A 22,489-nucleotide genomic window follows, 5' to 3' on the forward strand; every position below is an offset into this window, starting at 1 on the left:
TCTTTATCCATGCATTGTGGCATCGTGGCGCCGCCCTTAGGAGACGGCGCCGCTGAACAGGCGTCGCCACACCAGGTAGACGGGGATGCCGGCGGCCATGATCGCCAGGCCGATGCCGGTGTTCATCGGGCTGGCGCGCAGGCTCTGCACCACCACCAGGCCCACCGTGGCGATGAAGACGAGCGGCAGCAGCGGATAGCCCGGCACGCGGAACGAAGCCTGCGCGCCCTCGCGCCGGCGATACCAGAACAGCGTGCCCACGCCGACCGCACAGGCCAGCCAGTCGCCGAAGGTGGCGTAGTCGAGCAACTGGCCGTAGCTGCCCGACAGTACCAGCACCACGGCCCAGCCCGACAGCAGCAGCAGCGCGAGGTTGGGCGTGCGGTGCAGCGGGTGCAATCGCCCCACGCTGCGGAAGAACAGGCCATCCTCGCCCATCACCTGCAGCACGCGCGCGCCGGCCACCAGGGTGATGTTGCAGAAGCCCAGGGTGGAGATGGCGATGCCGATCGCGATCAGCTTCGCGCCGGCGGTGCCGAACACGCGCTGCATCACGTCCGCGGCGGGCGTATGGCTGGCGGCGAGCCCGGCATGGCCGAGCACGGCCAGGTAGGCGAGGTTGACCAGCGCATAGGCCGCGATCACCAGCAGCATGCCGACCAGCAGGGCGCGCGGCAGCGTGCGCTGGGGATCGGTGACCTCGCCCGCCAGGTTGTTGAGGTAGGTGAAGCCCGAATAAGCGAACAGTACCGGCAGCGCCGCGCCCATGAAGCCCACGCCGACGTACTGCGGATCGGCACCGAGCAGGCCGCGCCCGCCCGCGCCGGCCAGGAACAGGCCGCACACCACCAGCACCGCCACCGCCAGCAGCTTGAGCAGGGTGAACAGGTTCTGCACCTGCGCGCCGAGGCGCAGGCCGAACAGGTTGATCAGCGCCACGAACACCAGCGCGCCGGCGGCCAGCGGCGTGGCGATGGCCGCCGGCAGGCCGAACACGGCGGCCGCATAGCTGGCGAAGATGGTGGCCACCGCGGCGGCCGAGCCGGAATAGATCACCAGCAGCATGGTCCAGCCGAACAGGAAACCGGCCAGCGGCCCGAACGCGTCGCGCAGGTAGATGTAGCTGCCGCCGGCATGCGGGCGGCGCGCGCCCAGCTCGGCATAGCACAGCGCGCCGATCAGGGTGAGCAGCCCCGCGCCCACCCAGGTCAGCAGCAGCGCGAGGCCCGATTCGGTACGCTGCGCGGCGATGCCGGGATTGAGGAAGATGCCGCCGCCGATAATGCCGCCGACCACGATCATGGCCGCGTCCCACGGGCGGAGACGGCGCACGTAGCCGCCGGGCGTGGAGGTGTCGCTCATGGAAAACCCGCTGCGGGAAATGCAGCCGAGCATGGCGGTTGCGGCTTCCGCCGGCAAGTCTCGCGCCCGCGCCATGGACGAGGCCCGGCGCCTGGCGGCGCCGGACCTCGCTTTCATGCGCGGCGTTGCGGGATCAGAACACGCTCAGGAACAACGCCAGGTTGGTCACGTCCAGCGTGCCCAGGCCGGTGCCCTGGTCATAGCCCGGCTCGCCCTTGTAGAACCAGTTGTCGCCGGCGCGGACGTCGTTGAAGGCCGAGAAGGGGCCGTAGTTGAAGATGTTCTGCAGCGCGTACACCTGCGGGTTCCACAGGCCCTGGCGGCCATGCGTGGCCTGCTTGAGCAGCGCCGAGATGCCGTTGAGCTGGGGTGCCACGAAGCTGGTGCCGCCTTCGCCGGTCAGCAGGCCGCTGCCGTCGAGCGAGGAGACGAAGCTGTAGCCGCTCTCCGGGTCGGCATTGAGCGAGATGTCGGGCACGTTGCGGCCGCGGTAGTTGGCTGGCAGCGTGAAGTCGATCCCGAAGTCGGGCTGGTAGAACCGCTGGTTCTTCTCGCTCTTGCGAATGCCCTGGGTGAACTGCTGGTACAGCGGCGTCGGCCAGAACACGCTGACGCCGCCGCCACCACCCGTCGAGAACACTTCGCTGGTGAGGTCCACGCCGAAGTTGGACTCGAAGTAGTTGGCGATATAGTCCCAACCCCAGACGCTTTCCTTGGTCAGCGTCACCTGCGGGCCGCCGCTGAAGCTGTAGGTGAACGGCACGGTGGTGCCGCCGGCGGTGGTGATGAACGGATCGGCCCCCGGCGCGTCGGCGGTCAGCGGCGGTGGCACCGGATCGCTCAGCGAGCCGCCCAGCGCGCGCACGGTGTCATAGGCACCCGAATCGCCCGCGGTGGCGAACAGCGAGATGCCCTGCGCGGCCGCTTCCAGGAATACCTGGTGGAACGCGCGCAGCTCGTCGGTGAAATCCACGCCGTCGTTGGACTGCGGGAAGTAGAAGACCTCCGGCGAACCCCAGCTCACCGACAGGCTGTCGACCTTGTTGTCCGACACCGCCTGGTTGAACACGTCGAAGAAGCCGGCGTCGGTATTGGGCGCGTCGTAGACGATGATGTCGGCCCACGGCGCCAGGCCGCCGGACTGCTCCACATCCAGCGAGGTCTCGCCCGAGCCGTCGGGTCCGCTCAGCGGGCCACCGCCATCGACGTGTACCTGGGTGATGCGGTTCGGTTTTACCGACAGGCCGATGGTGCTCCAGTAGGTATACGCATCCGCCGGTACGAAATTGGCCAGGGTGGCGATGCCGATCGTGGCGCCCCGGCCGTTCACGCCGGCCTTGTACAGTGGGTTGATGTTGTAGCGGTTGGCCACGTCGCCCACGGTGAACTCGCCCGGCGTGCAGGTGGCCGTCGCGTTGCCGGTGCAGGCCGGCTTGCTGGGCTTGGGCGGTTTGGATGGCTTGGATGCGCCCTTGGCCAGTACGTCGGCGGTGACGCTGGCGGAACCGTCGCCCTGCGATGGGAACAGCGCGCTGACGCGATGGGAACGGTAGCGCGCCTCGCTGCTGAGGCCGGAGGCGACCACCAGGGTGCCCGACAGCGCCGAGGGCAGGGTGGGCGTGGCATTGGGACGGTGGAAGGTGCTGCCGTCGCTGGCACGGTAGTCGTGGATGGACGTCTGGAAGGCCTTGTTGAACTGGCCGATGGTACCGCTCACCTTGATCGCCAGGTGATTGGGCAGCAGTTCCACCTGGGTCAGTCCCTGCTGCTTGATGAAGGCCTGCACCTTGGCGATATCGCTTGCCGAGGCGCCGAAGCGGTCCGCGAACTGGTCGGTGGTGAGGAAGCGGTGGTATTGCGGATTGCCTTGGGTCACCGTGGCGTAGACGAAGTTTTCCAGTGACGATGCGTTGCGCAATCCGAGCACCAGCGTGACGTTGACTGTCTGGCTGGGGTTGCTGGCGCCCAGGTCCGTGGGCGTGGCTGCGATGGTCGCGGATGCGAAACCACCGAGCAGCAGGGCGAGGGATGCCGCCAGCGCCTTGCGGTGCAAGTTCAGGTGCATGTTCGATTCTCCAGGGTAGATACGGCCCCTGCCGGCTGGCGTGGGACGGCACCTGCAAGCCGCCGCGCTTTCGGGCGAAGCCGTAAAGCCATACGGATGCAATCTCAATTCCCCAAGCCAGGCGACCCCCTGAAAAAATCCGCGCTGGCCCGCGGAAACTAGCGCGGTTCGCGCTAGCCGGGAAGTGGCGGATGTTGCGCAAGAAATTGCGGCCATGGCGTCACCGCTCGATCGGGCGCGCATGAAGCTGCGCCTACAACCTTTGGCCTATGCTTCCGCCCTGGCGGCGCGTAAGTCGCCGCCGGGGCAGGCTTTTCGAGGTGGTACGGCATTTGCGGCACAATAGAAGGGTTGTGCGTCGTCAACAGCCTGTTCTCGACGCCGTGATCCCCCGGAGTCGAAGCAGCCGCCATGACCACCATCAAGCAAGACGATCTGATCCAGTCCGTCGCCGACGCCCTGCAGTACATCAGCTACTACCACCCCGTCGACTACATCACCAGCCTCGCCGCCGCCTACGAGCGCGAGGAGTCGCCGGCCGCGAAGGACGCGATGGCGCAGATCCTGATCAACTCGCGCATGGCCGCCGAAGGCCATCGCCCGCTGTGCCAGGACACCGGCATCGTCACCGTGTTCCTCAAGGTGGGCATGAACGTGCGCTGGGACGCCACGATGTCGCTGGACGATATGGTCAACGAGGGCGTGCGCCGCGCCTACAACGACCCGGACAACAAGCTGCGCGCCAGCGTGCTGGCCGATCCGGCCGGCAAGCGCAGCAACACCCGCGACAACACGCCCGCCGTCATCAACGTCTCCATCGTGCCGGGCGACATCGTCGAGGTGATCGTCGCCGCCAAGGGCGGCGGCTCGGAGGCCAAGTCCAAGTTCGCCATGCTCAATCCGTCCGATTCCATCGTCGACTGGGTGCTCAAGACCGTGCCGACCATGGGCGCCGGCTGGTGCCCGCCGGGCATGCTGGGCATTGGCATCGGCGGCACCGCCGAGAAGGCGATGCTGCTGGCCAAGGAATCGCTGATGGAGCACATCGACATCCAGGAGCTGATCGCCCGCGGCCCGCAAAACCGCGTGGAGGAGCTGCGCATCGAGCTGTACGAGAAGGTCAACGCGCTCGGCATCGGCGCGCAGGGCCTCGGCGGCCTCACCACTGTGCTCGACGTGAAGATCAAGGACTACCCGACCCACGCGGCCAACCTGCCGGTGGCGATGATCCCCAATTGCGCCGCCACCCGCCACGCGCACTTCACCCTGGACGGTTCCGGCCCGGTCGCGCTCGATCCGCCGTCGCTGGAGCATTGGCCCAAGCTCACCTACGACGCCAGCAAGGGCCGCCGCGTGAATCTGGACACCGTGACCCGTGAGGACGTCGCCAGCTGGAAGCCGGGCGAGGTGCTGCTGCTCAACGGCAAGCTGCTCACCGGCCGCGACGCCGCGCACAAGCGCATGGTCGACATGCTCAACAAGGGCGAGCCGCTGCCGGTCGACTTCACGGGTCGCTTCATCTACTACGTCGGCCCGGTCGATCCGGTACGCGACGAGGTGGTGGGCCCGGCCGGCCCGACCACCGCCACCCGCATGGACAAATTCACCGAACAGGTGCTGGCGCAGACCGGCCTGCTGGGCATGATCGGCAAGGCCGAGCGCGGCCCGGCGGCCATCGAGGCGATCAAGAAGCACCAGTCGGTGTACCTGATGGCCGTGGGCGGCGCCGCCTATCTGGTCTCCAAGGCGATCAAGGCATCGCGCGTCGTCGGCTTCGCCGATCTGGGCATGGAAGCGATCTACGAGTTCGAAGTAAAGGACATGCCGGTGACCGTCGCCGTCGACTCGGCGGGCACCTCGGTGCACCAGACCGGCCCGAAGGAATGGCAGGCGCGCATCGGGAAAATCCCCGTGGTGGTGGCGTAAAGCCACGAATTTTCCCAGGCCGGCAACGAAGAAATCCTTCTCCCTCCGGGAGAAGGTGCCGGCAGGTGGATGAGGGGGGCGATCGGAGCGAAAGCTGGACACCGCGCAAGCCCCGTACCCTCGCCCCGACCCTCTCCCAGAGGGAGAGGGAGTTCTTCGTACTCCATGCGCTTCCGCATTTAGCCGTCCAAACGTCCATCGCCCGCGGCAGTTGCATTCCGCCTGCTGCGGCGCAACACTTCCCGGATTATTTCCCCAAGCCACTACCAAAGGCACCCGTGAACCCGCAAAGCCCCGCGTCGCTTCCCGCCGACGCATCCTGGATCGTGATGAAGTTCGGCGGCACCAGTGTCGCCACCCTGCCGCGCTGGCAGAACATCCGTGAGCTCGTTGCCAGCCGTCGCGCCGAAGGCGCCCGCGTGCTGGTGGTCGTGTCCGCGCTCACCGGCATCACCGACGCACTCAAACAACTGTGCGCGCAGGACGACAAGGGCAAACGCATCGAAGCGGCCAAGGCGATCGCACAGCGTCATTACGAGCTGCTCGATCACATGCAGCTGGCGGTTCCGGATGCCCTCGGTGATCGACTCGCCGAACTGGCGAAGCTTGCCGACGAAGGCCCGGCCCTGATGGGCGAACTGGCCTGGTCGGCCCTGGTGCAGGCGCATGGCGAACTGATGTCCAGCGCGCTGGGCGCGGCCTTCCTCACCCATAGCGGCCTGCCCACGCAATGGGTGGACGCGCGCGATTGCCTGTCGGCCATCGCGCTGCCCAACCAGAACGAGCGCACCAAGCTGCTTTCGGCGATGGTCGAGTGCAAGCCCGATCCGGCCCTGAACGCGCGGCTCGCCGCGCTGGGCGAGGTGTTCATCACGCAGGGCTTCATCGCGCGCGAGTCGCAGGGGCGCACCGTGCTGCTGGGCCGTGGCGGCTCGGATACCTCCGCCTCGTACTTCGGCGCCTTGCTGAAGGCGCAGCGCGTGGAGATCTGGACCGACGTGGCGGGCATGTTCACCGCCAACCCGCGCCAGGTGCCCAGCGCGCGCCTACTGCAGCGGCTGGACTACGAGGAAGCCCAGGAAATCGCCTCCACCGGCGCCAAGGTGCTGCATCCTCGCTGCCTGTCGCCACTGCGCGAGCCGCGCGTGCCGTTGCTGATCAAGGACACCAACCGGCCCGAGCTGGAAGGCACCCTGATCGGTCCCGAAGTGCGCGAGCATGCGCCCAGCGTGAAGGCGATCAGCGCACGCAAGGGCATCACCCTGGTGTCGATGGAGTCGGTGGGCATGTGGCAGCAGGTCGGCTTCCTCGCCGACGTGTTCGCGCAGTTCAAGCAGCATGGCCTGTCGGTGGACCTGATCGGTTCGGCCGAGACCAACGTAACGGTCTCGCTCGACCCTACCGAGAACCTGCTCGATTCCGACGCGCTGGCCGCGCTGGCCGGGGACCTGGCCAAGGTTTGCCGGGTGAAGGTGATTGCCCCGTGCGCCGCCATCACCCTGGTGGGACGCGGCATGCGCTCGATGCTGCACACGCTGTCCAGCGTGCTCGCCGAGTTTGGCCAGCTGCGCGTGCACATGATTTCGCAGTCGTCCAACAACCTCAATCTCACCTTCGTGGTGGATGAGAACGTGGTGGACGAGTTGCTGCCGCATTTGCACGAGCTGCTGATCACCGCCGGTGCGCTGCGCACGGATGACAGCGCATTGTTCGGCCCCAGTTGGCAGGCGTTGTACGGCAGTGGCGAAGTGTTGCCGCCGGCCGCCTCGTGGTGGCGCCAGGAGCGTCGTGCCGAGTTGCTCAAGCTGGGCGCGCAGGCGACGCCGCGCTATGTCTACCACCTGCCCACCGTGCGCCAGCAGGCGCGCGAGCTGAAGTCGCTGGCGGCGGTGGATCGCCTGCACTACGCGGTGAAGGCCAATACGCATCCGGCCATCCTCAAGGCATTGGCCGAGGAAGGCTTTGGCTTCGAATGCGTGTCGCCGGGTGAGCTGAAGGCGGTGATGGCGGTGGTGCCCGCGTCGGCGCCGCTGCTGTTCACGCCCAACTTCGCACCGCGCGAGGATTACGCCTGGGCGCTTACCACGCGCGCCACGCTGTCGCTGGATTCGCTGTACCAGTTGGAACAGTGGGGCGAGCTGTTCCGTGGCCGCGAAGTCGTACTGCGGCTCGACCTCGGCCGGGGCCTGGGTCATCACGAGAAGGTGCGCACCGGCGGCAGCGGCAGCAAGTTCGGCCTGCCGGTGGAGCAACTCGATGCCTTCCTGCGGCTGGCCGACACGCACGGTGTGATCGTGCGCGGCCTGCATGCCCACCTGGGCTCGGGCATCCTGGACGATGGCCACTGGGGCGAGGTCTACAGCCAGCTGGCCAGCATCGCCGAGCGTATCGGCAGCGTCACTTTCCTGGATATCGGCGGCGGCCTCGGCGTGCCCTCGCATCCGGGCGAGGCGCGGCTGGACATCGCCGCGCTGGACAAGGTGCTGCGCGAGGTGAAGGCGGCTTATCCGCATTACCAGTTGTGGATGGAGCCGGGCCGCTACCTGGTCGCCGACGCGGGCGTGCTGCTGACCCGCGTCACCCAGACCAAGGGCAAGGGCAACGGCAACATCCGCTACCTGGGCGTGGACACCGGCATGAACAGCCTGATCCGGCCCGCGCTGTACGACGCCTGGCACGAAATCGTCAACCTGACCCGCCTGGACGAACCCGCCACCGCGCTGTTCCAGGTGGTCGGCCCGATCTGCGAAAGCGGTGACGTGCTGGGCACCGACCGCCGCCTGCCCGAGCCGCAGGAAGGCGACGTGGTGCTGGTGGCCCAGGCTGGAGCCTATGGCAAGGTGATGTCCTCGCCGTACAACCTGCGGGACGAGGCCGAGGAGATCATCCTCGAATAACTTCGCTTTTCCCTCTCCCCTCCGGGGGAGAGGGGCGGCGTGAGGGGCGGGTGCTCGCGGAGACGTATCAACCAAGGACGCTCACGGATGAAGCGTTTACATGTAGACCGAGCGCGCGACCTGCGTGCCGCGCGGACCGATGCCGAGCAGTTGTTCTGGTATCGATTACGCAACCGCCGCCTGCAAGGCTGGAAATTCCGCCGACAGCACGAGATCGGTCCGTATATCGCCGATTTCGCTTGCCCGGATGTTGGCCTGATGGTGGAGCTGGACGGTGGTCAACATGGCGCGCAGGTGATTTACGACGAGCGCAGGGCGCTGGAACTGCAAGCCATGGGCTACAGGGTGCTGCGTTTCTGGAACAATGACGTACTGATGAACGTGGAAGGCGTACTTGAGGTGATCTTGCAGGCACTGACAAGCCCCGGACCTTTACCACCTTTAGGTGGCTCACCCCGACCCTCTCCCCGGAGGGGAGAGGGAGCATGCGATGGAGACTGAGGCGTGACGACCCCTATCCAACCCCGCCTGACCCAGGTATTCCGCTTCGTGCGGTGCAGCTATGCCAACGGCGTGGCCGAGCTGGTGTACGCCTTCGACCATGGCGAGGAACTGACCGAGCGCGTGAGCTTTCCGAACGCGCCCCCCATTCCAGCCCATCATCAGGCCGCTTTCGACGAAGCGCTGAAGCTGCTGCACCTGATCGCCGGCGTCAGCTACTACAAGGCCGGCGTGCCGCCGCGCATCGAGGTGGCCGGCGGTCCGCTGGACGACGCCACCGCCGACCTGCTCGATGCGCTGTACCTGCATGGCCTGGCCGAGTTCGCCTACCGCAATGGCCTGGACCTGCGTAGCCGCATCGCCTTCCCGCGAGGCGGCGCCGCGAAGCCGGAGGCGAAGGCGCTCAGCCTGCCGCATCGCACGCTGGTGCCGATCGGCGGCGGCAAGGATTCGCTGGTCGCGGTGGAAGCCATCAAATCCATGGGCGGTGAAGCGACTGCCGTGTGGGTCGGCAACTCACCGCTGATCGCCGCCTGCGCCGAGCGCACCGGCTTGGCCATGCTCAACATCCAGCGCGAACTGGCGCCTGGGCTGTTCGAATTGAACCGGCTGGGCGCGTGGAACGGCCATATCCCGGTGACGGCAGTGAACTCGGCGATCCTCGTCTTGGCCGCCATCCTGTATGGCTACGACAGCATCGCCTTCGCCAACGAGCGCTCGGCCTCGGCCGCCACGCTGGAATACGAGGGGCAACTGGTGAACCACCAGTGGAGCAAGGGCTACGAGTTCGAGCAACTGCTGGGCGACTGGCTGCATGCGCACGTGGCCGCCGACCTGGACTATTGCTCACTGCTGCGCCCGTATTCGGAGCTGGCGGTGACGCGGGTGTTCGCCCGGCTGACGCCGTACTTCGACGTGTTCTCCAGCTGCAACCGCAACTTCAAGCTGCTCGGTCCCAAGCCGGCCGACCGCTGGTGCGGGCAATGCCCGAAATGCCATTTCGTGTTCCTGGCGCTGGCGCCGTTCCTGGCCAAGCCGCGCCTGCTGTCCATCTTCGGGCGCAACCTGCTCGACGACGAGAACCTCGCAGCGGGCTTCGATGCGTTGCTGGAATACCAGGACCACAAGCCGTTCGAATGCGTGGGCGAGGGTGCCGAGGCGCGCGCCGCCATGGTTGCGTTGAGCCAGCGCTCGGAGTGGCAGGCCGACGCCCTGGTCGAGCGCTTCCGCCTCGAGATACTGCCGCAGCTGGACGAGAAGGAACTGGCGCTGGAGCCGTGGCTCGCGCCCTCCGCCGAGCACCGCATACCCGCGCGCCTGCAGCCGGCCCTGGCGTTCTTCGCGTGAGTGAGCCGGCGCCGCTGCGCTTGGGCGACCTGGCGGACCGGCGGGTCGCCGTGTGGGGCTTCGGCCGCGAGGGCCGGGCCGCCATCGCGGCGATCCGCGCGCGCCTGCCGCAACAGCCGCTGACGCTGTTCTGCGGCGTGGGCGAAGCGGCGGCGGCGCATGCCTTCGATTCCTCGCTCGACCTGCGTGCCATTGAGCCCGACACCGCCGCGCTGGCGGCGTTCGATATCGTGGTGAAGTCGCCGGGCATTTCCGCCTACAAGCCGGCCCTGCTGGCGGCGCGCGAGGCCGGCGCGCGCATCACCTCCGGCACCGCGCTGTGGTTTGCCGAGCGGCCCGAGGCGCGCGTGGCGGCGGTGACCGGCACCAAGGGCAAGAGCACCACCACGGCCTTGCTGGCGCATCTTGCGCGCAGCATCGGCGTGCGCACCGCGCTGGCCGGCAATATCGGCATGCCGCTGCTGGAACTGCTGGACGCCTCGGCCGAGCTGTGGGCGATCGAGCTTTCCAGCTTCCAGACCGGCGAGGCGGGGCCGGTCGAACTGGGCATCATCACCAGCCTGTACGAGGAGCACCTGGACTGGCACGGCTCGCGCGAGCGCTACGTCGCCGACAAGCTCAAGCTGGCCGATGTATCGGAGCGATTGCTGGTGAACGCCACGCAGCCTTCGTTGCTGGAGCGCACCGCCGGGCATCCGCAGCGCCTGCTGTTCGGCCACGCGGAGGGCTGGCATGTGGCGGGCGGCTTCATCCATCGCGGCGGCCAGCCGGTATTCGACATCACCCGGCTGCGCGCGCCCGGCGAGCACAATGCGCTCAATGCCTGCGCCGCGCTGGCCGCGCTGGAAGCGATGGGCTTCGATGCTGCCGCGGCCACTGCCGCGCTGGCCGATTTCCGTCCCTTGCCGCATCGCCTGCAGCCGCTGGGCGAGCGAGGCGGCGTCGAGTGGATCAACGATTCCATCAGCACCACGCCGCAGGCCACGCTGGCGGCGCTGGGCAGCCTGGCCGGTCGCCAGGTCACGGTGATCGTGGGCGGCCACGACCGTGGCCTGGACTGGAGCGACTTCGTGGCGGCGATGAAGGCGCATGCGCCGCATGCGCTCATCGCGCAGGGAGCGAACGGCCAGCGTATCGCCAAGGCGCTGCGCGATGCGGGCGTGGCCGTCGAGGAAACCGGCGATCTCGCCGGTGCGGTGGCACGTGCGCGCGCACTGACGCCCGCCGGCGGCACCATCCTGCTGTCGCCCGGCGCGCCAAGCTTCGACCAGTTCCACGACTATGCCGAGCGCGGCAGGCGCTTCGCCGAATGGGCCGGCTTCGATGGGCGGGAGATCGCCGGCATCGAGGGGTTGGGAGTTCGCTGAGCAGGCGAGTCGCGCACAGGGTGCGCTCCCACAGATAGCCACTGTCACTGTGGGAGCGCACCCTGTGCGCGACTCAAGAAAGCAAAGAGCCACGTTTCTCGCGAAACGTGGCTCTTCTTCATCATGGCCCGGGGCTTACCAGATCTTCACCCGGTCGGCCGGCGCCAGGTACAGCGTCTGGCCCGGCTTGGGCTGGAACGCGTCGTACCAGCCATCGAGGTTGCGCACGGTCTGGGCGCGGAAGCGGCCCGGCGCGTGCTCATTGCCGATCACGCGCTGGCGCAGGGCGGCATCGCGGATCTTCTCGCGCCAGCTCTGGCCGAAGGCGAGGAAGAAGCGCTGGTCCCCGGTCAGGCCGTCGATCACCGGCGCCGGCTTGCCGCCCAGCGACTTGTGGTAGGCGAGGTAGGCGATGGTCAGGCCCGAGACGTCGGCGATGTTCTCGCCCAGCGTCTGCTGGCCGTTCACGTGTAGGCCCGGCAGGGCTTCATAGGCGTTGAACTGCGCCACCAGCTTCTGGCCGGCAGCCTTGAAGTGCGCCTGGTCCTCCGGCGTCCACCAGTTGGCGAGGTTGCCCTGCGCGTCGAACTCGGCACCGAGGTTGTCGAAGCTGTGGCTGATCTCGTGGCCGATCACCGCGCCGATCGACCCATAGTTCGCCGCGGCGTCCGCCTTCGGGTCGAAGAACGGCGCCTCCAGGATGGCGGCGGGGAAGTTGAGCGCGTTCTGCAGCGGCAGGTTCACCGCGTTCACCGTCTGCGGCGTCATCCACCATTCGCCGCGGTCCACCGGTTGGCTGAGCTTGGCGAGCTGGTGCTGGTATTCGTACTTCTCCGCGCGCTGCTTGTTGCCCAGCGCATCGTCGGGGCGGATCTCCAGCGTGCGGTAGTCGCGCCAGGTTTCCGGGTAGCCCACGCTCACGCGGATGCTGGCGATCTTGGCCTTGGCCTTCTGGCGCGTGGCCGGGGTCATCCAGTCCAACTGGTCCACGCGCTCGTCGAAGGCGGCCAGGATGTTCTTCACCATCTGCTCGACCTGCGCCTTGGACGAGGCCGGGAAGTATTTCTTCACGTAGATCTGGCCCACCGCGTCGCCGAGCGACACGTTGGTACTGGCGATGGCGCGCTTCCAGCGGTCGCGTTGCCTGGGCGTACCGGATAGGGTCTGGCCGTAGAAGCCGAAGCTGAGGTCGGCATAGGCCTTGGGCAGCAGGCTGGCGCTTTCGTTGAGGGCGTGGAAGGTGAGGTAGTCCTTCCAGGCCTGCAGCGGTTCGCTGGCGGTCAGCGCCGACAGGCCCTTGATGCCGGGCACCTGCCACGCATCGATGATCTTCTGCCCGTCGAGGCCGGCGGCCTTGAAGTAGGTATGCCAGTCCAGGCCCGGCGCGTTTTTGGCGAAGTCGGCGAGCGGCCACGGGTTGTTGGCCTTGTGGATGTCCTGGCTATCGACGATGTCGACCTGGGCCTTGGCGATCTTCGTCTCCAGGTCGAGGATGGTCCTGGCCTTCGCATCGGCATCGGCGATGCCGGCCTGCTTGAGCAGCGCGGCGACGTAGGCCTGGTACTTGCCACGCGTCTCCACCATCGCCTTGTCGTTGGACAGGTAGTAGTCGCGCGTGGGCATGCCGAGGCCGCCCTGCAGCAGGTAGGGAATGTTGTGGCTGGCGTCTTCCAGCCCATGCGAGACGAACAGGCCGAACAGGTGCTCGGTCTCGAAGTTGGTGGCGTTCACCGGATCGACGTCGGCGCGCAGTCCCGCGCCCAGCACGCGGGCGAGGTCGGTCCTGCTGGCGATCGCGTCGATCTGCTTCAGTTCGGGTTGCAGCGGTTCGAGGCCGCGCTTCTCGATGGCCGACTCGTCCATGTACGCGGCGTAGTAGTCGGCGATCTTGCGCTCGTTGCTGCCGGCCGGCGCCTTGCTGGCGGCGGCTTCCTTGATCAGGTCGGCGTTGCGCTGCTCGGCCTTCAGGAACACCTGCAGGAACACGCCGGTGCTGGAACGGTCGGCCGGGATCTCGGCGGTCTTCTTCCAGTTGCCGTTGGCGTAGTTGTCGAAGTCGTTGCCCGGCAGCACGCCCTGGTCGATGCCGGCCAGGTCGATGCCACTGGCACTGCGGGCCTGGGGGGCGGCGGACTCGGCCGGGGCGGCGGCCAGCGCGCAGGTCGTGGTCAGCGCGGCGGCGGTAAGGATCCAACGAAATGGCCGCATGGGCGGTCTCCTAAGGTCAGGGAAAAGAACAACGATAGTCCCATGCCGCCCGGGCATGGGCATGACCTATGGGCCATGCGGGCGGCGACACTGCACCGGCCGGCTCCGCGGGAGGCGGGTTCCTCCTTGCCATCCTGTAGGAGCGGGGGGCTCAGCGCTCGTAGCGGTAATTGAGGCTGGCACGGCTGAAATCGGTGGCGTTCTGCGCCTCGAAGTTCCAGCGGGCATTGAGGTGGTAGCGCAGGGTGATGACCTGGCCGGGATCGAACAGGCCCACGCCGTAGCTCAGGTACAGGCGTGGCGACAGGTACTTGCCCACGGTGAAGGCGGAGCTGCCGTTCAAGGCGTCGCTGCTGCTGACCCCGATGTCGTCCACGCCCAGGCGCGAGCCGATGCTCTTGGCCAGCAGGTTGCCGGTGGCCGAGCCCAGCGCCTGCGCCGCCGCGCTCACCATGTTGCCTTCGCCGCCCTTCACCTGCGACAGCGGCTTGCCGGTGACCAGGTAGGACAGCGCGTCGGACTGTTCCATCACCGGTTGCGAGAACACGGTGAGCACGGGGCGCTGCGCGGTGCCGGCGATGTTGAGGCCCACCTGCTGGCCGTCGTCGATGGTGGCGTTGGGGTTGAGCTTGCGCACGGCGCGGATGTTGAGGCCCGGATTGTCGACCGGCGTGGTGGCGAACAGCAGCTGGCCGCGCTCGATCTGCAGGTTCTGGCCGTAAGCCTTGTAGGTGCCGTCCACCTGGATCTGGCCCTGGCCGGTGGTGGCGCGGCCGGGGCGCTCGCTCACCACCAGCTGGCCGTGCAGGCTGCCGTCCAGGCCCATGCCGACCAGGTGCGCCTTCTTGCCCAGGTCGACGGTGACGGTGGCGGTGATGGGCATCTGGCTGGCCTGTTCCTCCTGCTGCTTCTCGTCCACCACCACCACGTCCGGCGACGCCTTGGTGGCGCCGGCGCCGGGCAGCTTGTCGAAGTTTACGTCGGCGCTGTCCAGGCCGACGCGGCCGGTGATGTCCAGCCCCTGCGCGCCATGGCGCACGGCGAGGTCCGGCGAGACGACCACCTTGGCGGCCGGGATGTCGATCGCCTTGAACTGGCTGCCCTTCACCGTCAGCACGCTTTGCGCGTCGTCGCCGAGTGTGGCGGTACCCTGCAGCAGCAGGTTGCCGTCGCCCGAGCGCAGCGCGCCATCCAACTGGAAATGCCGGGCGTCGGTGGTGGCCACGGCGAGGCGGCCCTGGCTCAGCTTCAGGCCCAGCGCGGGGATCTCGGCGGCGAGTTCGCTGACGCCTGCCTGGCCCTGGACGGCCGGTTGCGACAGCGTTCCGCCCAGCGTGAAGTCGCCATGCACGGCACCCTTCGGGTTGACCACCTCGGTGGTGAATACCTCCAGCAGGGCGAGGTTGTTCACACGCAGGGAAACCCGCCCGCCCAGGGCCTGCTGCGCGCCGCTGAGGGTGACGTCGCCATCCAGGCGGCCGTTGTCGGTCAGCCCGGCATGCAGGGTGAGGTGCTGGCTGGACGGACTGAGCTGCGCCTGCAGCGAGAGGTTGTCGTAGGTGACCAGCGGCTCGTCGGGATGGTCGGCGTAGGCGATGGAGCCGCGCGCGGAGGCGATGGAGGCGGAACCGCCGAGTGCGCCGGCCGCGTTGCGGCGGATGCTGCCGTCGCCTTCCAGCGTGCCTTCCACGCGCATCGGCACCTTGGCCGTGCTGGCCGCGCTCAGCAGCAGCGCGATCGGCAGGTTGCGCAGCCGGTAGCTGGCGTCCAGGTTGCCGGCCTTGTCCTGCCTGGCAGCGGCGCACAGCAGGGGCTCGCCGGCGGTCAGGCAAAGCTCGGCGAGGCTCATCGCGCCATCGTCGTAGGACAGCGCGGTGGCCTGCTGCAGCCGCCAGCGGGGCAGGCCGGCCAGATCGATGTTCAGCGTGGACAAGCTGCCGTTCCAGGCCTTGCCCTTGAGGCCGCCGCTCAGGGCCAGCTCGGTGGATAGCGGCGAGCCGCGCGCATCGAGGGTGAGGCTGTGGCGCTCGGCCGTGCCGTCGCCGCGCAGGTTCACCTGGGTGAAGGCGAGGCCGCCGGCATCCACGCCGGTGGCGCGCAGGTCGAGCTTGCCGCCGGGGTGGCTGATGTCCGGCACGTTGGCCAGCAGGCGCAGATGGTCGATGCGCTGTCCGGCATAGCTCAGCGCGCTGCCGTCGAGATGGGCGTCCGCCGCGGGCTTCGGCAGCCTGCCGGTGACCAGCACGCTGCCCTGCAGGCGTCCGGCGGCATCCGGCAGCCAGTCGCCCAGCGACGCCACGGCGAGCGTGAGGACGATGTTGTTGCTGGCCCCCGGCCTGGCGTCGATCTGCACGCTGCTGCCACCGGAAGCCAGGTGCAGCTTGCCGTCCACCACCTCTTCCGGCGCCAGGTGCAGCTTGCCGTCGCCGTGCACCGCGCGGTCGCGCAGCCTGCCTTCCAACTGGCGGATCTCCAGCGTGACGTCCGCCGGGTGGTCCTGCGGCAGCGATCCCTGCGAGGCGATGTCGGCATCCAGCGAGCCATGCCATTGCGCCAGCAACTGGCCGGGATCGAACCGATGGGCGGTCGCTTGCAACTGCCAGGCCAGCGCGGGTTGCAGGATCAGCGAACCCTTGGTTTCCAGCTGTCCCTGTGGCTGCTTGATGGTGAGCGCATGCAGGTCGATCTGCCTGGGCGTGCCATCCAGGTCCAGCGTCACGTCGGCAAGCTGGCCGGGCGCGCCGATGGCCAGCGCGCCCTCGGCGTGGAAGCGGTCGGTGCTGCCCTTGGCATGCAGGCTGCCATGGCTTTGCAAGAGCTGCCCTGCCAACTGCTCGGGCAGTTCGAGGTCCTTCCACTCCACCGTGAGGTCCGCCGACAGCGGCTTGGCATCCAGTTGCACGGTGCCCCGCGCGCTGACATCGCCCTTGTACTGGGCCGAGCCCAGTTGCAACTGCTGCAGCGTGAGCGTGCCGTAGTCGTCGCTGAAGCGCGCGCTGAGCGGATGCAGGCGCAGCGCGATATCGTTGAGGCCAAGCGTGCCGTCGAGCGTGCCGCCATGGCGATCGCCCCGGCCCTGCAGTGCCACCGCGAGAGCGCTGAGCGAACCGTTGCCGAGCAGCGGCTTGGGATCGAAGCGCGGCGCGTCGAGGCGCGCCGTCCATGCATAGTCGCCATCTTGCGCCAGCTGCAATTGCAGACGGGCCGGCATGGGCTGGGTCAGTTGCAGGTCCAGCCGGGCGAGCTTGCCGTCGCCGTGGGCGGCCAGTTCGCCGGCATAGGTGGTACTGGCAAGGGTCCAGGCGAACCCGGCCCGGCTGTCGCCGTTGTAGTTGCCCGCCATCACCAGCGAACCGTGCAGATCGACATGGCCGTCGGGGGCGCGCAACGCCAACTGGTGCAGTTCGATGCCGCGGCCGGTCCAGCTGCCGGCCAGGTCCAGCGTATTCGAAGCGAACAGCGGTTGGCCATCCTGGCTGATCCTGACCGTGCCTATGTGCGCGCGGTCGAGCAGCATGTCGAACGGCGGCTGCCAGGAAAAACCGCCTTCGCTTTCCGGCGTTTCCGGCGCAGGCCTGGGCAGCGCCACCTCGACGCCATCGGCCTGCAGGTCGAGCACGTGCAGCCGCTTGCGCAGCAGCGACCGCGCGCGCAGGTCCAGGTGCGCCCTGGCTACCTTCACCTCGAGTCCGCTGCCGTCGGCATAGCGCAGGCCGGCGAGGTCCAGCGGGCCGAGCAGGCGGCCCTGCGCCGACTGCACGGTGAGTGCGCCGTGGGTGAGGCCCTCGGCGCGCGTCAGCGCGAAGCGCAGGCCCGGGGCGGTGCCGGCCAGCCAGCCGACGGCCACCACTAGCAGGCAGGCCAGGGCAAGCAGCGGCAGCACGATCCAGCGCAGCCAGCGACGTCGCGGCTTGGGCGGGGCGGCAGGGGCAGGAGCGGGCGCGGCGGTAGGCATCGCGTATTCGTCAGAGATCCGGGCCGATCACGACGTGGAGTTCCAGGCCGTGCTTGTCGGGGTTGTGCACCGGCGTGCCCACGTCCACCCGGATCATACCCACCGGCGATAGCCAGCGTACGCCGAGGCCCGCGCCGATCTTGGGGCGGTAGTCGGTGCCGTCGTAGGCGTTGCCCGCATCGACGAAGGCCGCCATGCCCCAGTTGCGGGTGAAGTAGTGTTCCACCTCGGTGCTGCCGACCAGGAGGTTCTTGCCGCCGATCACGCGGCCATAGGCGTTCTTGGGACCGATGCTCTGGTAGCCGTAGCCGCGCACCGAGCGGTCGCCGCCGGCGAAGAATCGCAACTGCGGCGGCAGGTCGCTGAAGTCGTTGGTCCAGGTCATGCCCGCCGAGCCGCGCAGGATCAGGCGGTTGTTGCCCCAGAACGAGTCGATCCACTTCGCGTCCGCCGTCACCTGGCTGAAGTTGGCGTCGGACAGCAGCGAGCCCACGGTGCCGCGCGCGGCGAAGGTGAGCGACCAGCCGTTGCGCACGAAGATCGGGTTGTCGCCGGATTTGCGCGACAGCGAGATTTCCGGATAGAGCAGGTTGCTGCGGCCGTGGTCGACCCCAGGCGCCGTGTCCGGCTCGTTGTTCTTCTGGCCGACGGTGAAGGTGCCGTCCAGCGCATGCAGGCCGATGGTGCGCACCCAGCCATGCCATTCGCGCGTCTCGTTGGCCACCAGCTCCAGCGTCTTGGAGTGCGAGGTGTCGGTGTCCGAATCGCGGTAGGTGGCGCCGTAGTTGAGGCTGCGCTGGTGGATGCCGGGCAGGGGCACGCTGTAGAGCGTGGACAGCGTCTTGAGGTTCTGAGCCAGCACCACCTCGTTCTTCCACTTGTGGCCGCTGCGGTTCACCCAGCGCCGCTCCATGCCGCCGCGAACGCCGAAGCCGGTGTCGGTGCCGATGAACGGGCCGCCGGTATAGATGGTGCGCTTGGCCGGCATCAGTTCCACCTTCACGTCGACCTCGCCGTCCTTCTTCTCGTCCACGTCGGGCAGCACGTTGACCACCGCGAAGTAGTCGGCGCCGTTCAGCGCCTGCTGCAGTTGCAGCAGCTTGTCCTGCGAGAAATAGTCGCCGCGCTTGAACGGCAGGTAGCGCCGCAGGAAGCCGGGCTTGAACTGCGAACCCTCGAAATGCACGTCGCCGAAGCGGTAGCGCGGGCCGGCCTGCCAGGCCAGGTGAATGGCGGCGCTGCGTTCGGCGCGATTCACTTCCACGCGGTGGGTAAGCAGCTTCGCATCGAGGAAGCCATTGGCGGTGAGCGCGCCGCTCAGCGCGTCGCGCGCCGCGTCGTACTCGCCGTGGTCGAGCGCCTGTCCCTTGAGCTTCTCGATGCCGCGCTGAGCGCGCCGGATCGCGGGAATGGCCGAGGCGGTGGCGTCGAGCTTCAGGTCCACCGTCGTGACCGTGACCGGCGCGCCGGGCGTCACGTGCAGAGTGACGCGCCAGTTCTCGCCCACCGGATCGAGCTGGCCCCGCACCTGGGCCTCGTAGTAGCCGTAGGGCTCCAGCGAACTCCTGGCCTGGTCCAGCGCCTGCTGGTAGAGGCGACGCACCTGCGCCTCGGTCACGTCGCGGTTGGCGTACTGCGCGATGGCCACGCCGGAGCTGACCGCCAGCTTGAGCGGATCGTCCACGCCATCCACCACCAGCTGCACGCCCGCATGCGCCAGCCAGGGGGCCAGCAGCAATGGCAGCAGCAGCGTCAGGCGTCGAAGTCGGCGCATGCGGTCCTGATTCCATCCTGGAAGGAAAGGCTTGCACGCGCAGGCGACACGTGCGGCCCAAGCTTAGCCGATCGTTCATGGGAGGCCGATGAACGAAGGTCCTGTCGTCATGCCGGCCATGCGGTGGGATGCCGCGTGGACCGTCAGCCCGTCTTGTCGCCCGCCTTGTGCGCGATCCACGCGCCGATCACCGCCGACACGTAGGGAATCGACTGCGCCGCCAGGATGAACATCCACAGCGTGCCTTCCACGTAGTGCGTGCCGAAGCGCAGCGCCATGCCGACGATGCAGCCGAGCAGGGCGATGGCCATCAGGAACTCTTCGCGCACCGGCGCGAAGGCGGCGAAGTTGCTGCCGCCCAGGCGGCGGCTCTTGGCAGTCACCACGAACGAGGTCTTCTCGCGGGTGAGGCCGTGCAGGATGCCGCGTGCGATGGCATGCGACAGGCTCATGCTGGCCAGCGACGCCATCAGCGTGTCGTACCAGCCGCAGGGGACGCGGGCGCGGTACAGCACGATGCCGAAGATCGCCTTGGCGAAGAAGAAGCCGATCACCGGGATCAGGAACAGCTGCATCGGCAGGCTGAAGATGGTGGGGAACGCCACCATGCCCGCCGTCCAGAAGATCGCCATCAGGGTGAAGATCAGGTGCAGTGCATCGGCGAACCAGCTGAACCAGCCGGTGAGGAAGTGGAAGCGCTGGCCACCCGAGAGCGGGCCCTTCCTGGTCATCCAGTCCCAGCGACCCTTGAGGATCTGCATGGCGCCGAAGGCCCAGCGGTAGCGCTGGCTCTTGTACGCCTTGAAGTCGGCCGGGGTGAGGCCCTTGCCCATCAGCTCGTCGACGTAGACCAGCTCGTAGCCGGCATGCATCAGGCGCAGGCCCAGCTCGGCGTCCTCGCAGATGGTCCACTCCGACCAGCCGCCGGTGCCTTCCAGCGCCGAGCGGCGCACCATGGTCATGGTGCCGTGCTGGATGATGGCGTTGCGCTCGTTGCGATGGTGCATGCCGATGCGGAAGAAGCCGTCGTATTCCCATGCGGTCATGCGGCGGAAGCGGTTGTGCTCGAAGTCGCGGTGCGCCTGCGGGCACTGCACCACGGCCACCTTCGGGTCGTGGAAGTAGCCGGTCAGCGAGGCCAGCCAGTCCCGCCGCACCACGTAGTCGGCGTCGATCACCGCCACCACGTCGGCGCGCGGGTCGGTTTCCTTCAGGCCGAAGTTCAGCGCGCCGGCCTTGAAACCAGGCCACGGCTCCAGGTGGAAGAAGCGGAACTTGCTGCCCAGCTTCTCGCAGTAGGCCTGCACCGGCTGCCAGATCGCCGGGTCCTTGGTGTTGTTGTCGATCACCAGGACTTCGTAGTTCTCGTAGTCGAGCGCGGCCAGCGAGTCGAGCGTGACGATGACCATCTCCGGCGGCTCGTTGTAGCAGGCCAGGTGGATCGACACGAACGGCTGTTTCTCCACCGGATCGGGCGCGAGCAGGCCGGCGTGGCGCACCCAGCTGCGGCGCCACAGCACCTCGGTGAACTCGAAGCCGTTGATGAGCAGGATGGCGAGGATCGCGATCTGGGCCGGGAACAGCAGCACCAGCATGGTCCAGTCGATCCAGCTCAGGTAGAAGTTGAACGGCAGCGTGGCCGACCACACGATCAGACCGCACGCCAGCTGGATCAGCGCGCAGAAGAACAGCCGGCCCATCAGCTTGAAGCGGCTGTAGTGACGCGCGAACCAGACCATCGGCAGCAGCGCCAGCAGGCTGGCCGCCAGCGCCTTCCAGGGCCAGGCGGTGTCCTCGGTCACCGGGCCGGTGAACGGGAACTTCGGCTGGCGATCGGCGTTGAACATGCCCCAGTAGGCTTCGGTGCGGCCGGAGAGCTTCTCCTTCCAGGGCTGGTCGAACGCCTCCATCACGTAGTAGTCGATGTCGCGCTTCTTCGCCTCGTTGAACCAGGTGCGCAGGAAGATCGCCTCGTTCGACACCGAGGGGTCGGCGTACTTGTAGCGGTCGCCATTGGAGGGCCAGCCGATCTCGCCGATCACCACCGGCTTGCCGGGGAACATCTTCTTGAGCGCCTCGTAGCTGCCCAGCGCGTCGGCCACCGCCGGAAAGGCCTCCAGGCCGCGGCCCGAGCCGGTGACCGCGATGCCGTTCCAGTACGGGAACAGGTGCACGGTGATGAAGTCCACGTGCTCGGCCAGCTCGGGATACTTGGCCCAGATGTGCCACGGCTCGGCGATCGACACCGGCTGGTGGATCGCGGCGCGCACGCGGTCGGCATAGGCCATCAACTGCTCGGGCGGGATGTCGTTGCGGAACAGCACCTCGTTGCCGACGATCACGCGCTGGATCGAGTTGGGGTAGCGCCGCGCCTGGGCGATCAGCGTCTCGATCTCCTTCTCGTTGTTGTCCAGCCGGCGATCGACCCAGGCGCCGGCCATCACCTGCAGTCCTTCCTTGTCCGCCAGGCGGTAGGTCTGCGGATTGAGCAGGGTCGAGTAGGTGCGGATGCGCGCGCTGTAGCGCTTGATCAGCTTGAGGTCGCCATCGATCTCGTCGTCGGACGGGAAGTCGTTCTTCAGGGGGTTCTGGTAGCGCTGGAAGGCGGACAGGGCGAAACCGCCGATCGGGCCTTGCCAGTCCTCCGGGCCGTGCGGCAGGTTGCTCCACCACCACAACCCGATGTTCATGGCCGCCACGACCAGGGCGAGCACGATGGCCGCAAGCAGCGGATGCCGGCTGTCGCGTTGGGAATCCGGCCTCATGTCCCAGGTGCCTCGCGCCGGGAGCCGTTTGCGCGCAGGGCAAGGAGGCGTGAGGGGACGTGCGTCCGCGCGGCGGGCGATGCCGCCCCATGGGCAAACAGCTTCGGCCCGCAGGGGCTTGCTTGAACGCCTGCCAGGTACTTGCAATATAAAGCCGGACTCTTAGTCGATGTCGCGCTCAAAACGGTCCCCGTGGGCTGCCTCACACGAGGCCGAAAAGCGGAAAAGCGTTAAGAGCTTAACCATGGAGCGCATTCGGCTCAATCTGAGGCGGCCCGGGATGGTCAGCGCAAGGTCAGGGCGGAGGCGCCTCGCGCCGCCG

Annotated in this window: 11 protein-coding genes; 5 read left to right on the forward strand and 6 right to left on the reverse strand. The window is 67.9% G+C overall.

Annotated elements, in window-relative coordinates:
* Positions 1-36: 36 nt before the first annotated feature.
* Positions 37-1,362 (reverse strand): APC family permease, encoded by a 1,326-nt coding sequence (locus MJ605_RS01975; protein WP_243039177.1) that lies wholly within the window; start codon positions 1,360-1,362, stop codon positions 37-39.
* 133 nt (positions 1,363-1,495) lie between these two features.
* Positions 1,496-3,427, reverse strand: coding sequence for a S53 family peptidase (locus MJ605_RS01980; RefSeq protein WP_243039178.1), 1,932 nt, complete (start codon positions 3,425-3,427; stop codon positions 1,496-1,498).
* A gap of 411 nt (positions 3,428-3,838) precedes the next feature.
* Here MJ605_RS01980 and MJ605_RS01985 point away from each other — a divergent pair, with 411 nt between their 5' ends.
* The 5 genes from MJ605_RS01985 (at position 3,839) to murD (ending at position 11,465) form a co-directional block, all read left to right on the forward strand.
* Positions 3,839-5,353 (forward strand): fumarate hydratase, encoded by a 1,515-nt coding sequence (locus tag MJ605_RS01985; protein WP_243039179.1) that lies wholly within the window; start codon positions 3,839-3,841, stop codon positions 5,351-5,353.
* A gap of 278 nt (positions 5,354-5,631) precedes the next feature.
* A complete protein-coding gene (locus MJ605_RS01990; protein ID WP_345779510.1) occupies positions 5,632-8,250 on the forward strand; it encodes a bifunctional aspartate kinase/diaminopimelate decarboxylase in 2,619 nt (872 codons plus the stop codon).
* 87 nt (positions 8,251-8,337) lie between these two features.
* Positions 8,338-8,751 carry an endonuclease domain-containing protein gene (locus tag MJ605_RS01995; RefSeq protein WP_243039180.1) on the forward strand — a complete coding sequence of 138 codons (414 nt, stop codon included), beginning with the start codon at positions 8,338-8,340 and terminating at the stop codon, positions 8,749-8,751.
* A 3-nt stretch (positions 8,752-8,754) separates the two neighbouring features.
* Positions 8,755-10,098: a UDP-N-acetyl-alpha-D-muramoyl-L-alanyl-L-glutamate epimerase gene (murL, locus tag MJ605_RS02000; protein WP_243039181.1), complete on the forward strand. Its 1,344-nt coding sequence runs from the start codon at positions 8,755-8,757 to the stop codon at positions 10,096-10,098.
* Positions 10,099-10,112: 14 nt separating this feature from the next.
* On the forward strand, positions 10,113-11,465 hold the full coding sequence (gene murD, locus MJ605_RS02005) for a UDP-N-acetylmuramoyl-L-alanine--D-glutamate ligase (protein ID WP_243040003.1): 1,353 nt from the start codon (positions 10,113-10,115) through the stop codon (positions 11,463-11,465).
* Positions 11,466-11,600: 135 nt separating this feature from the next.
* Here murD and MJ605_RS02010 read toward each other — a convergent pair whose 3' ends face one another.
* From MJ605_RS02010 to MJ605_RS02025, 4 genes are all read right to left on the reverse strand, one after another.
* Positions 11,601-13,673 carry a M13 family metallopeptidase gene (locus tag MJ605_RS02010; protein WP_243039182.1) on the reverse strand — a complete coding sequence of 691 codons (2,073 nt, stop codon included), beginning with the start codon at positions 13,671-13,673 and terminating at the stop codon, positions 11,601-11,603.
* A gap of 151 nt (positions 13,674-13,824) precedes the next feature.
* On the reverse strand, positions 13,825-17,628 hold the full coding sequence (locus MJ605_RS02015) for a translocation/assembly module TamB domain-containing protein (RefSeq protein WP_243039183.1): 3,804 nt from the start codon (positions 17,626-17,628) through the stop codon (positions 13,825-13,827).
* Between the two features lie 10 nt (positions 17,629-17,638).
* Entirely contained in the window at positions 17,639-19,402 is a 1,764-nt protein-coding gene (locus MJ605_RS02020) for an autotransporter assembly complex protein TamA (protein ID WP_243039184.1), read from the reverse strand.
* A gap of 143 nt (positions 19,403-19,545) precedes the next feature.
* Positions 19,546-22,167 carry a glycosyltransferase family 2 protein gene (locus MJ605_RS02025; protein WP_243039185.1) on the reverse strand — a complete coding sequence of 874 codons (2,622 nt, stop codon included), beginning with the start codon at positions 22,165-22,167 and terminating at the stop codon, positions 19,546-19,548.
* Between the last annotated feature and the right edge of the window lie 322 nt (positions 22,168-22,489).

The organism is Dyella sedimenti (assembly GCF_022760995.1).
GTDB classification, from domain to species: domain Bacteria; phylum Pseudomonadota; class Gammaproteobacteria; order Xanthomonadales; family Rhodanobacteraceae; genus Dyella; species Dyella sedimenti.